A 13,032-nucleotide genomic window follows, 5' to 3' on the forward strand; every position below is an offset into this window, starting at 1 on the left:
TAGATTACTGGTTGAAACAACAAACTTTATTCGGAAACATTCTAAACAGGATTTTGTTTCCGTTTTATTACCTTTGCACCGAAAATGGTTCACAACAAAAGGGAATCCGGTGATCCCGATAGTTATCGGGAAAGTCCGGAGCTGTACCCGCAGCTGTAAGCCTTTCATGTTGACGGCAACCTTAGCCACTGTTTCATTCCGATAACTTTCGGGAGGGACGGGAAGGCCGCCGCCAATTGGGGTAAGCCAGAAGACCTGCCATTTTCAAAAAGCTTTCGGGAATAAAAGCGTCGGTTTCATTACCTGACTTTTTATTTCCCCATGTTCAAATAAACAAAGGGGAATGAAAAAAATTACGATTTTATCAGTATTTGTACTTTTAGGGTTGGCTTGCCTTGCGCAAAATACAGCTTTAAAACTTAGGGAATACCGGCCTGCGCCGGGCCAGCACATCAATATCGAAAATATTGGTACACCTGAAGCTGCCCAAAAAATGACAGAAAATTTCAGCAGCCTGGTTTCGCTGGGCAGTTTTGGCGGTTTCATTATTTTGGAATTTGAAAAAACCTGCGACAATCATCCGGATAATCCTTACGGCGTTGATTTTACCATTTTCGGGAATGCTTTTTCCGGTTCATCGGAGCCCGGGGTGGTTTGGGTGATGAAGGACGAAAACCAAAATGGCCTGCCGGACGATACCTGGTACGAGATTGCAGGCAGCCATCATTTCCATTCAAAAACGGTTCGGAACTATAAAATTACTTATATAAAAACCGAAACCCGCGACTTACTATGGAAAGACAACAGAGGAGAAATTGGTAAGATTTTAGCCAACAGCTTTAATCTTCAGGAGTATTATCCAACAGAACAATACTTTCCGCAATATCCACGCGACTCTGTAACTTTTCGGGGAACTTTGCTTGACCCGGAAATAGATTTCTCCAACAGTCAGGTAATAAAAGTAAAACCGCCGAAGTTTGGATATGCCGACAGTCATCCGCAAAAACAGGGAGTTGATTTGTTTATACCCGATAATCCTTTTACAAATGAAATTGAAGGCGCGGGCGGCGATCCCATCGATATTTCATGGGCTGTTGACAGTTTGGAAAACTACGTGAATCTGGATTCCATCCATTTTGTCAAAATTGTTTCAAGCAGTTTGGCCAGCGCCGGCTGGTTAGGCGAAATTTCCACCGATGTGGCCTGGGTGGAAGCAGTAAAACCAAATCCCGAAATTTCAGGGAAAGAAAACCTCCTTCTGGTTTATTCACATCCTTCAAAAGTTTTGGTTCGAGACTCAGTACAACTTGAAGCTGCTTATTTTGAAAAAGGGAGAAGAACGGAAGTTTCTGTAACATTTTCCTCTCAAAATACAGAAGGTTTGGAAGTAAATGCTGCAGGTCTGGTTACCGCTAAGAGTTTAGGTGAAAGTGAAATTTCTGTTTCTGTAAAAAATGAATCAGAAACAGTTACACTAAAAGTAGTAAAGCCGGAATCCATTCAGGTTTTGACTGATTTTTCATCGGTTTATCCCGGCGATACCCTGGAATTGACTGCTCAGGTTTTTGATAACGAACAGGACAAACTGGAAATTCCGGTGCAATATTCATCTTCGAATCCGGCTGTTGGAGAGGTGATTGAAATGGGAGGGCAAACTTTTTTCGTGTCCCGTCAGGCTGGTGAAACAATACTGACTTCCCTGGTGGAAGGTTTTGAGGTTGAAAGTCAGGTTACTGTTAAAGTGCTTTCTCTAGATGATAAAATCCGTATTTATTTTACACTGAAAACCGAAGATGAAAATTTGCTGCCTTTTCAGTGGATTGAAGTTGGAGCATCAGATTTAAATAACATTGTTGAAAACCGGCAAAACGATTACTCCGTTTTGGAAAAACCGACCCTTTTTCATGCGCTGACCGCAGGATTGCAAAAGGCAAATGTTCCTTTTGTTTTCAGGGACGACGACGCAGTGGGAGGGAAACTCTATTTGTATTCGGTAGAAAATGATGGATTGTTTTATAATGGCTGGGGAGGCAAAACTGAACCGGAAGCTTTTGCCCGTGCATGGACTGCCCGGATAAATAATGAACATTTTTTAAATGATTTCGATAAAAAAGAGATATCCAATGGCGACACGGTGGCTTTGTACCATGTATCGGATTTAACAGAACCCTGGATTTATTCAGTGTTGGTTGCCAGTTCTGATTCAGCAAAGGCATACGAAGAAATTGAAATTCAGTTGAGCCAATCGGAGTGTACATTTTCCGAAGGTGTGGTTTTGGAGTTTGATTTTATTCCGGTGGCCAATGCTGAAGTTTTTGCCGGAAATGTTTTCTACACTGACAATACCGGGAAAGTAATTTTTATTCTCGAATCAGAACCTCCACTGGTTATTTCTTCCGGTACAGAAGCAATTTTGATTTCAAAAAAAATAACCACAGAAACCGATTTGGTGTTTAAAAATAATTTTCACTTTTATCCTAATCCTGTTAAAAATGATTTGGTTATTGAAAGAATTCAGAATAAAGGAATTTCTGAAATTACATTAAGATTTATCACATCAGGCGGACAAATTGTTTTTGAAAAAGAGATTAACCCGAATTTTCAGCGGCTCAACCTTACGTGGTTGCCACCGGGAATTTATTACCTGGCAATTATTCAGGGCAAAAAAACTGAAACGCACAAAATCATCAAAAAATGAGGCGGTTAAAACTTTTATCGGTTTTGTTTTTTGTGCTGATGGCTGGTTTTTCAGAAGCGCAGAGTTTTACAGATACTATTCGGATTAGAGAAATTCAGGTGCTGGCCAAACGAAAAGTGGAAGAAGCGGGCCTGAAAATCACCCGGCCCGATTCGCTGCAACTGGTTTCCTTTCTCACCACCGATATTTCGGAACTGCTTTCGGATTATTCGCCGGTGTTTATCAAATCGTATGGCCGGGGTTCTTCGGCTACGGCCAGTTTTCGAGGAGCGGCAGCTACCCACACGCAGGTGTTGTGGAACGGAATGAACCTGAATTCGCCCATGCGCGGAATGGCTGATTTGTCGCTGCTGCCGGTGTTTTTTACCGACGAAGTTTACCTGCTGCACGGCGGAAGCTCCATGACCAAAGGAAGTGGCGCCCTGGGCGGCAGCATCCATCTGGAAAATTCACCTGACTGGAGTTCTGCTTTTAAACTGGAAGGTTTGGCAGAAACCGGCTCTTTTCATTCGAGAAAAGGATTTTTAAAAATACAGCTTGGAGGCCGACAGTTTCAATCGTCAACCCGAATGTTTTACGATGGTTCGAAGAACGATTTCACGTTTTACAATTCGGGTGTGATTCCCAAAAGGACAGACACGCTGAAAAATGCGGAGTACTGGAAAGCGGGTATCCTTCAGGAATTTTACCTGCGGCACATGAACGATCAGGTCTCCAGTCTGCGGTTGTGGTTTCAGCAAAGCGACCGGAACCTGCCGCAACTGATGTCATACCAGGGAAGTCCGCGCGAGGAGTACCAAAAAGATGAGCAGTTCAGGGCACAATACGACTGGAAAAAATATTCCGACGGATTAAACTACCAGTTTTTTACCGGCTTGAATACTACCCGACTCAACTATTATAGGGCAACTCCGGCTTTTCAGTTTGTGAATGAAGACTCGCGCAGCGCCGAAACCAGCCTTTTGAACCACCTGCGCATTTTTAAAAAATTTGATGAGAAAACCTGGGCTACTGTAAGTTTCGATGCCAATTACCATCAGGTGGAGGCAATGGATAATCAGAAGAAAAATGGTTATAAAAAAGACCGTTGGGAAACCAGCCTGTTGCTGAACCTGCATTTTAAGCCTTCCAACCGGTTTGCTGCTTTTATTTTAATGCGTTCGGAAAATTACGACAAACAGGTTGTACCCCTGATTCCCTCTGCCGGTTTGGAATGGCAAGTGCTGCGAACTTTACCGATTATATTACGGTCCAATGTATCCCGGAATTACCACAAACCTTCGCTGAATGATTTGTACTGGATTCCGGGCGGAAACCCTAATCTGCAACCTGAAGACGGATACACCGTCGACCTTTCGCTGGCTGGCGATTTTGTTTTCGGGCAGATGGTTTTCAGAAATGAACTGACCGGTTTTTTATCGAAAATTGAAAACTGGATTGTGTGGCAACCTGCGGCCAGCGGCGCTTATTTCTGGGAAGCCGGCAATGTAAAGGATGTTTTGTCGCGCGGAGCTGAATACCAGTTCAACGCTGCGCTCGACTGGAGAAAATTCAGATTTCGTTCAGGCGGAAATTACGCATTCACTGCAACCTCAAATCTGGACGCGGTTGGTTCGGTGGACGAATCGCGCGGCAAACAACTGGTTTATATTCCGAAACACAAAGGAGGGTTTTATTTTAGCGCCACCTGGCAAAAATTTACACTGAAGTACGATTTCAGCGGGGTGGGGAAGCGGTTCACCAAATCGAGCAACCAGGAGTCGCCTTTTGAGCAGGTACTCAATCCCTATTTCCTGAGCAAAATTGCGGTTGACAAAAAGGTGGATTTGAATGACGTTTCGCTCAATATGAAATTTACGGTTGACAACCTGTTTGACCAGAATTACCAAAGCATTTTGTGGCGGCCCATGCCGGGGCGGTTTTATACGTTGTCGGTGGCATTAAAATACAGAAAACCATGAAGCATTTTTTGAAAATAACATTTGTTCTGGCGCTCTTGGGGTCGTGTACCAACGAACCGGTGGAAACCGTTTTTTTCGACCTCGATACCGAAAACGGTATTTTCATTGCCTGCGAGGGAAATTTTATGTACGGAAACGGTTCGCTTTCTTTCTATCATCCCGAAAAAAAGGAAGTCACAAATCATTTGTTTCAGGCACGAAATAGTGCACCGCTTGGCGATGTAGTTCAATCGCTGGCAAAGCATGGAAAATCGTTGTTTATTGTGGTGAATAATTCAGGAAAAATTGTGGTGGCTGACTCCCGAACGGTTGAATTCAAAGGGATAGTTTCAGGTTTGACTTCACCACGGTATATTCATTTTGTTTCAGAAGAAAAAGCATACATCTCCGATTTGTATGCCAGTCATATTAACATTTTCAACCCGGAAACGTTGGAAATTAGCGGTACAATTGATTTGGAGGGGCACACTTCGGAACAGATGGTTCAGATCGGAAAATATGTATATGTTTCGCATTGGGAAAACGGGGAACACATTATGGTGATTGATGTCGAAACAGATGAAATGGTTGACAAAATGAAAGTTCCGGCTCAACCTAAAGACCTGCGGGTGGACAAAAACGGGAAAATCTGGGCGCTGTGTGGCGGCAGTTATGAAAATTCTGATGTTGATTCGCAACCGTCGGCTCTTGTTCGCCTCGATCCGGAAACCCGAACCATGGAGCAGATTTATCGGTTCAGCGAAGGTGTGTTTTCATCGGGTTTGGAAATGAATGCAGCAGGCGATACGCTTTATTACCTGAACAAAGGCCTTTTCAAAATGGCCATAAACAGCCGCCATTTGCCCGATTCGATGTTTATTCCGGAAAAAGAAAAACTGTTTTACCACCTGGCTGTGAATCCTGAAAATAACGAGATTTATATTGCCGATGCCATTGACTACACCCAGGATGCTGTGGTTTACCGTTTTTCGCAAAGCGGTGTGTTAAAAGATTCGTTTAAAGTTGGAATAAATCCTTCAGATTTTTTGTTCGCGAATGAATAAATGTTTTACAATAAAAGAAATACAATGAAAAAATTTTATCTGATTTCGGGTCTTTGGGCGGCCTTGTTTTCTGTTAATGCCCAGCAACTTGCAACTTTTGATGATGTTGAGTTACAAACCGGTTCGTTCTACAATGGTTCCGATGGTTCCGGCGGATTTTACAGCGGCGAATTTTGGTTCCCAAACAATTACAATACCGATTTCGGTAGTTGGAGCGGATTTTCGGTTTCAAATATGACAGATACCGTAACCGCCGATTATGAAAACCAGTATAGTGCAATAACCGGAGGAGGATCTGCTTTGTCTGAAAATTTTGCTGTAGTTTACTGGCCGGGTGAGTTGAAAATGGAATTTGACTATGCACTTGAAATTACAGGATTCGAAATTACAAATTCAACATGGGCCTATCTGACTATGCGCGACGGAGATATTAATGGATTTGCCAAAAAGTTTGGAGGTGTTGACGGAACCGACCCCGATTATCTGAGACTGCTGGTTTGGGGAACCGATTCTATGGGTAACGTTACCGATACTTTAGAGTTTTATCTTGCTGATTACCGGTTCGAAGATGCAAAGGAAGATTATTTGGTAAATACCTGGGAATGGATGAATCTGACCAGTCTTGGAGCTGTAAAAGAACTGCATTTTGGTATGGAATCGTCAGATTTGGGTGACTGGGGTATTAACACACCTACCTATTTTTGCATTGATAACTTCACTACGGCAAAAGTTACTTCATCATTTGAAAGAAAAACAAAGAAAAATGTTGAACTGATAGTTTATCCAAATCCGGTTAAAGATGATTTTTTTGTTGAAATTTCTGAATTTGCAAAAAAAATCTATCTGAGCGATGGTACAGGAAAAATTTTGTTCAGGCAGGAAATGAAAGGACAAAATAAAATCAAAATTTCTTCATTAAATAGCCTTTCCTCAGGAGTTTACTTTTTAAAAGTTGAAACTGCCGAAGAATTAATTGTCCGAAAAATTATAAAAAACTGAAATGGTGATAGAAAATTCACAATCAATTTGTTTGAAATTTTATTTAAATTTGCATAAAAAGACAAAATGGTATTTTGTTCTGTCCCATAAAAACAGTTAATTTGCAGTTTATTAAAAAAACAAAGGAATATGTTGGAAATATCAAAACATGCAATGGTTACCTTAACCTACGATTTACGCATTGACGATGAACAGGGAGAAGTTATTGAACAGGCTACAGATGACAAGCCTTTACAATTTCTTTATGGCGCAGGTACCATGTTGCCCAAGTTCGAATCGCATTTAGCCGGATTAAAGCAGGGGGCACCTTTTAAAATCAGGTTGTCAAAAAACGACGCTTATGGCGATGTAAACAATGATGCCATTGTTGATTTACCCAAAAATGTTTTTCTGGTTGATGGTAAATTTGACGATGAACTTATTTCTGTTGGAAATACGGTTCCCATGATGAGCAGCAACGGTCAGCGACTGAATGGTCTGGTTCTCGAGATAAACCACGAAAACATTAAGATGGATTTTAACCATCCGCTGGCTGGTGAAGACTTGTTTTTTGCAGGTAAAGTGCTTGAAGTTCGTGAAGCGTCAGACGAAGAACTAGCCCAGATACTTTCGGGTGGTGGTTGCGGTTGTGGCAGTGGTGGATGCGGAGATGACGGATGTGGAGACCATCATCACGACCATAATCATGGATGTGGATGCGGCAGCTGATGAGATTTTGATTATTAGTTCAAAATAATTAATTTAACCCCGTTTTCTTGTTGAAAATCAAAGAAAACGGGGTTTTTTTCACTATGAATACATTTGGAAAAATATTTAGGCTGACATCTTTCGGCGAATCTCACGGAAGGGGAATCGGTGGAATAATTGACGGTTGTCCTGCCGGATTGGAACTTAATATAGAGCTAATTCAGAATGATTTGGCACGTCGAAGACCCGGTCAGTCTAAAATTACTACTCAGCGTAAAGAGCCCGACCAGGTTAAATTTCTTTCCGGTGTTTTCGAAGGGAAAACTCAGGGAACACCCATAGCATTTGCCATCTGGAATAAAGATCAGCACTCGAACGATTACAACGATTTAAAAGATGTATTCAGACCTTCACATGCTGATTATACCTACATAAAAAAATACGGAACCCGTGATCATCGGGGTGGTGGACGATCTTCCGCCCGTGAAACTATTGCCAGGGTTGTTGCCGGGGCCATTGCAAAACAATTGCTGGCAAAACCGGGAGTTTCCATTCAGGCATTTGTTTCACAGGTAGGCGAAATCAAACTGCAAAAACCTTACACAGAGCTTGATCTTTCAAAATCTGAAGATAATCTGGTTCGCTGCCCGGATTTAGAAACTGCCGAAAAAATGATTGCCCGCATTGAAGCCGCTGCCCAAGATCGCGACACAGTGGGTGGTGTTATTACATGTGTTATTCAGGGAGTGCCTGCAGGTTTGGGCGAACCGGTTTTTAATAAACTTCATGCCGATCTCGGATTTGCCATGCTTGGAATTAATGCTGTTAAGGGATTTGAATACGGCTCCGGTTTTGAGGGCACAAAACTCAGCGGCTCGCAACATAACGATGTATTTATTCAAACAGAAAAAGGTATAAGAACAAAAACCAACCATTCGGGTGGTATTCAGGGAGGTATTTCCAACGGAGAAGACATTTACTTCAACGTGGCTTTTAAACCCATTGCAACCTTGTTGAAAGAACAGCAAACAATAGATAAAAACAACAACGAAACTACTATAAATCCTAAAGGAAGGCACGACCCGTGTGTATTACCGCGCGCTGTGCCCATTGTGGAAGCCATGGCCGCTTTGGTTTTGGCCGATCATTTTTTATTGAGTAAACTTAATTCGATTTAATATGCCCAGAAGAAAAAGAAACAGAAGAATTCAGGTGCCCCCCGTAATTAAAGGTATGTCGGTTTATGGCGTTCGTGGCCGTAAATCAAATGAAGTCATTCTTCGCCTTGAAGAATACGAGGCCATCCGGTTACTCGATTATCAAAATCTTACCCAGGAGCAGGCGGCTGTGCACATGGACGTTTCCAGGCCCACGCTTACCCGCATTTATGAGGAGGCCAGAAATAAAGTGGCCACAGCGTTTGTTGAAGGTCGTGACATTATTTTTAAGGGTGGTGATATCTATTTCGAAGAAAACTGGTTTAAATGCAACTCCTGCCAGGCCAGTTTTAACGATTACAAAGAGAAAAATCCCACTTGTCCCGTATGCAGTTCCGATGATGTGATTACGCTGAACGAGTTTTACTCGAAGTAGAAATTATTTAATCATGAAATGAAAATGAATCGGGGCCATTAAAAGTTCCTTTCATATAAAAAGCCACCGGGCCAATACCCGGTGGCATCCATCTAAGTTGTGATAAAACCAGAGCCCATTGCACTTCGTTATACAAGTTATGAAATTTGTATCATTTAGCAATGGGCATTTTCTTTTCTTTCCCCAAATTGCCTGATTCTCTTTTATTATATTTTTTTAGCATAGTTTAGTTTACGGTTAAATTTTATATTTGCGCCTTACAATTTTTTTAAAACTGAAATTTATACAATTAACTTTTGCTTCTTGGTAAAATGAAGATACGCAGGCTTTTAAGAATATTGCACCGTGATTTAGGTTATTTTATTGTTGGAATGACAATTGTTTACGCCCTGTCTGGCATTTTTCTAAACCATCGTCATGATTTTAATCCCGATTATAAGATTTATTTTGTTGATTTTCAGACTGAAATTGGGCCAGATACCGATGTTGATGAAAAAATGCTAAGAAATATTCTTGAAGAACTTGACCATGATTTGGTTTTCAAGAAGCATTATATTACCAACCAGGGGAATATAAAAATTTTTATCGAGAATGGTGAAGTGGTTATCAATACAGGAACTGGTGAAGCCACCATGAACTACCTTCAGCGAAGACCCATTATTTTTGAAATGAATCTGTTACATAAAGCTTCAATAGGAACATTATGGAAGTGGGTAAGTGATGGAATGGCTGTGATTCTTTTATTTGTAGCTGTTTCAGGGTTGTTCCTTCTGAAAGGAAAACGTGGTTTTGGCCGATGGGGATGGTGGTGGACAATTGCCGGAATAATTGTACCTTTATTTTTTGCAATCATGTATATTTGAAATTGAAAAACCAAAAATAGCTGAGATATGAAACGAATTGCGTTAATCACTTTAGTTGCAGCCTTCTTTTTTAGCTGTGGAAATCAAAAGAGCCAAAATGAAAACACATCAGGAGAAGCTGAAAAATCTGCTTTAGTTTACTCTGTTGATGAACTGTATGCCAATGCTTCTGATTTGGTTGGTAAAGAAGTTACTGTAAAAGGTACTGTTATGCACGTTTGTAAGCAAGGTGGTGGCCGCTGTTTTTTAATGGGAAGTAACGAAGATTTTAATATTCGGGTGGAAGCCGGTGAAAAAATTGGCGCTTTTAACCAGGAGCAGATGGGCAGCGACCTGACCATTACCGGAATTTTCAAAGAGGTAAAAACTGAAGCCGATGCGCACAATCCTGCGCGGGAACATGGCACTGAGGATGCTGACCACGAACATGATGAGGAAGCAGAAGAAGCTCACCGTATTATTGTTCAGGCTGAAGAAAAAGCGGAGGTAGTTTATTTTATGGAAGGTCTGACTGTTGAGAAGGAAGAAATTTAAAGCAAATTCTTTATTTCTCTGCCGGTACAAAGTCAAGCGAAACAGAATTTACACAATGACGTGTGTTTTTTTGCGTGTAGCGTTCGCCGTAAAATACATGGCCCAGGTGTCCGCCACAGTTGTTGCAGGTAATTTCAGTCCGGCGTCCGTCGGCATCTAACGTTTTTGTCACTGCGCCTTCAATTTCATCATCGAAACTTGGCCAGCCGCAGTTCGATTCAAATTTATCTGATGATTCATACAATGGAGCCCCGCAACGTTTGCATGCGTATGTACCTTTTTCCTTGTGGTTATTGTATTCACCGGTAAACGGACGTTCGGTCCCTTTGTGGATAATTACATATTCTTCAAAATCAGTTAACTGCTTGTATTCATTCATTTTTTCATCCTCCTTTATCTCAACCTTGTCCTTTGCCTCAGCCTTCGCCTCAGCCTCCGCCTTAATCTTCACCCTCTCCTGAACCTGTCCGCAGGCAGAAAAGGTGACTGCAAAAAATAATATGGTAATCATTGTTTTCATTTCAGAATTAAAACAACCGGTGCGGTTTATTGGTTCAATTTTACTACGACAATACAAACTCACTTATTTTGTTTTATCCGATTGGGCACTTTATATTTGTAAAAAAGAAGAAATAAAATATGATTACAGATATTCAAAGGCGCAATCAGATATTAAGACGTATAAACCGGATTCCAAAAGATAAACTGAAAGAACTGGACGAATACATCTCAAAGCTTGAGCATGACGTTGGGCGGAATAACAAAACGTTATCTTTTGCCGGAGCATGGAAAGATATTGATGAATCTGTCTTTGATGATTTTACAGAAAAGCTGATAAGGAATCGTCAAAAAAACAGACCCAGAATTGATGAATAGAGCACTTATTGATACAGATATTCTTTTCTTTTAATAATTGCCGGAGTAGCAATTGAAAATGAAATGACCCTGGTGACGAATAACGAAAATCATTTTAAAAGAATTCCCGGGCTAAAAATTGACAATTGGTCAAAGCATGTTCTAAAATCATAAACCGAATAAATATTAAAACTTTGTTCCTTATTGATTTTTCTTCTTTTTCTTTAACGCAATTTCTATTCTTCTCAGCCAAATTTTATCTGTTACAATTCCACCGCTTCCACTCCAAACCTGTATTTCTGAATCCGGGCAAAGAATATAATAATAATCATAACCTTTTTCTTTACTTAACCTGCACTCATTTATAATAAAATTTTCAAAAAGACGATCATAACTAAAAGAATACCAGACAGTATCCAGTAGAATAAATACATTTTTGTCAATTAGTACAAAATCATTCATCTGACCATATATTTCCATGCCAATCCATTTTTGGGAACTTTTATGGCTTCGAAGGAAAAGACCTGCAAACATGATTAAACCTATAATCCCCATAATAATCAGGTAAATACGAATTGCTTTTGGATTCATCTTAATAAATTGATTATGAATTAATAAAATATTTTTATTTGATAAAAAATCAAACCTTCCTTATCCCAATCCCCGGCTTATCAAAAAGTGTGATTTTTCCATCCACAATTTTTACCCCTTCATACGGGTCGTTGGAAATGAGCAGGTTGCCGTCCAGGTCGGCCCATTCGGCTTGTGGGGCAAGCTGGGCAGCTGCTGAAATGGCACACGAGGTTTCAGTCATGCAGCCAATCATCACCCGCAGGTGGTTTGCGTGGGCCAGGTTAATCATTTTGTGGGCTTCGCGCATGCCAGTGCATTTCATCAACTTGATGTTGATACCTGAATAAACTCCCGATGACCCCTGCACGTCGCAAAGCCGCTGAATAGCCTCGTCGCCGATGATTGGAAGCGGCGAATGTTCTGTCAGCCAGGCGTGGTCATCTTTCCGGTTTTTGGGGAGCGGTTGCTCCACAAACTCAACACCCTTTTCTTTCAGCCAGTGCACCATTTCCAGCGCCTCTTCTTTGTTGTCCCAACCCTGGTTTACATCCACACAAAGCGGTTTGTTTGTCACCGAGCGGATAGTTTCAACCATTTCCTTATCGTTCGGCCCGCCCAGTTTTACTTTTAAAATTTTGTAAGGCGCAGCTTCTTCCACTTTTTGTTTCACCACATCGGGTTTGTCGATTCCGATGGTGAACGAAGTGTTGGGTGTGTTTTCCGGGGAAAATCCCCAGATTTTGTACCACGGCTGGTCCATTATTTTTCCCACCAAATCGTGCAGGGCAATGTCAACCGAGGCTTTGGCCGCAGTATTTCCGGGAGCTGCTTCGTCCAGGTATTCCAGAATTTCGTCCATACGAAACGGATCGGTGAACTGGCCCAGGTTGAGTGCCGTTAAATACCGGGCTGCCGTTTTTTGCGATTCGCCCAAATAAGGTGGCATACTGGCCTCTCCATAACCGGTAAATCCTTCAAATTCAATTTTTGTCAGCATCACCGGTGTGGTGGTTCGCGAACTGTTGGCCAGCGTAAACACATGTTTTAATTGCAAATCGTAGGGCTCAAAGGTCAGCTTTAAACCCTGCCCTGGAAATTTTCCTTTCATATTCGAATAAATTAAATGGGGAAGTGCTATACCACCCGCTGTAAACAATGCCGTATTTTTGATAAAATTTCTTCTGTCTGTACTCATTTTCTTTAAACTCAAAACTTTTAATTTAACC

The 13,032-nt window shown here is 41.3% G+C and carries 13 protein-coding genes and 1 riboswitch; of the genes, 10 read left to right on the plus strand and 3 right to left on the minus strand.

Annotation, left to right across the window (positions count from 1 at the left end):
- The first annotated feature begins 68 nt into the window (after window positions 1-68).
- Window positions 69-278: riboswitch (cobalamin riboswitch) on the plus strand.
- A gap of 65 nt (window positions 279-343) precedes the next feature.
- From ACESMA_RS02450 to ACESMA_RS02490, 9 genes are all read left to right on the plus strand, one after another.
- Window positions 344-2,698, plus strand: a complete 2,355-nt coding sequence (locus tag ACESMA_RS02450; RefSeq protein ID WP_372947170.1) for a T9SS type A sorting domain-containing protein — start codon at window positions 344-346, stop codon at window positions 2,696-2,698.
- Complete coding sequence (locus ACESMA_RS02455; protein ID WP_372947171.1) at window positions 2,695-4,659, plus strand: TonB-dependent receptor plug domain-containing protein; 1,965 nt, start codon at window positions 2,695-2,697, stop codon at window positions 4,657-4,659. Before ACESMA_RS02450 ends, ACESMA_RS02455 begins: the two co-directional genes overlap by 4 nt.
- Entirely contained in the window at window positions 4,656-5,702 is a 1,047-nt protein-coding gene (locus ACESMA_RS02460) for a DUF5074 domain-containing protein (protein ID WP_372947172.1), read from the plus strand. Before ACESMA_RS02455 ends, ACESMA_RS02460 begins: the two co-directional genes overlap by 4 nt.
- Before the next feature lie 24 nt (window positions 5,703-5,726).
- Window positions 5,727-6,701, plus strand: coding sequence for a DUF4465 domain-containing protein (locus ACESMA_RS02465; RefSeq protein ID WP_372947173.1), 975 nt, complete (start codon window positions 5,727-5,729; stop codon window positions 6,699-6,701).
- 129 nt (window positions 6,702-6,830) lie between these two features.
- Entirely contained in the window at window positions 6,831-7,409 is a 579-nt protein-coding gene (locus tag ACESMA_RS02470) for a peptidylprolyl isomerase (protein ID WP_372947174.1), read from the plus strand.
- Window positions 7,410-7,456: 47 nt separating this feature from the next.
- Entirely contained in the window at window positions 7,457-8,566 is a 1,110-nt protein-coding gene (gene aroC / locus ACESMA_RS02475; RefSeq protein ID WP_372947175.1) for a chorismate synthase, read from the plus strand.
- A 1-nt stretch (window position 8,567) separates the two neighbouring features.
- A complete protein-coding gene (locus ACESMA_RS02480) occupies window positions 8,568-8,981 on the plus strand; it encodes a DUF134 domain-containing protein (RefSeq protein WP_372947176.1) in 414 nt (137 codons plus the stop codon).
- A 311-nt stretch (window positions 8,982-9,292) separates the two neighbouring features.
- The gene (locus ACESMA_RS02485; RefSeq protein WP_372947177.1) at window positions 9,293-9,844 is read left to right on the plus strand and encodes a PepSY-associated TM helix domain-containing protein; all 552 of its coding nucleotides are present in this window, start codon (window positions 9,293-9,295) and stop codon (window positions 9,842-9,844) included.
- Window positions 9,845-9,871: 27 nt separating this feature from the next.
- Window positions 9,872-10,378, plus strand: a complete 507-nt coding sequence (locus tag ACESMA_RS02490; protein WP_372947178.1) for a hypothetical protein — start codon at window positions 9,872-9,874, stop codon at window positions 10,376-10,378.
- Between the two features lie 10 nt (window positions 10,379-10,388).
- On the opposite strand, the gene ACESMA_RS02495 is transcribed toward ACESMA_RS02490, so the two are convergent.
- Window positions 10,389-10,898, minus strand: coding sequence for a methionine-R-sulfoxide reductase (locus tag ACESMA_RS02495; RefSeq protein ID WP_372947179.1), 510 nt, complete (start codon window positions 10,896-10,898; stop codon window positions 10,389-10,391).
- Window positions 10,899-11,017: 119 nt separating this feature from the next.
- Here ACESMA_RS02495 and ACESMA_RS02500 point away from each other — a divergent pair, with 119 nt between their 5' ends.
- Complete coding sequence (locus tag ACESMA_RS02500; RefSeq protein ID WP_372947180.1) at window positions 11,018-11,254, plus strand: hypothetical protein; 237 nt, start codon at window positions 11,018-11,020, stop codon at window positions 11,252-11,254.
- Window positions 11,255-11,434: 180 nt separating this feature from the next.
- On the opposite strand, the gene ACESMA_RS02505 is transcribed toward ACESMA_RS02500, so the two are convergent.
- Both ACESMA_RS02505 and ACESMA_RS02510 read right to left on the minus strand, forming a co-directional pair.
- On the minus strand, window positions 11,435-11,824 hold the full coding sequence (locus ACESMA_RS02505; RefSeq protein WP_372947181.1) for a hypothetical protein: 390 nt from the start codon (window positions 11,822-11,824) through the stop codon (window positions 11,435-11,437).
- A gap of 49 nt (window positions 11,825-11,873) precedes the next feature.
- Entirely contained in the window at window positions 11,874-13,001 is a 1,128-nt protein-coding gene (locus ACESMA_RS02510; RefSeq protein WP_372947182.1) for a dipeptide epimerase, read from the minus strand.
- Window positions 13,002-13,032 lie beyond the last annotated feature (31 nt).

The sequence above is a fragment of the Mariniphaga sp. genome, from assembly GCF_041687215.1.
GTDB lineage: Bacteria > Bacteroidota > Bacteroidia > Bacteroidales > Prolixibacteraceae > Mariniphaga.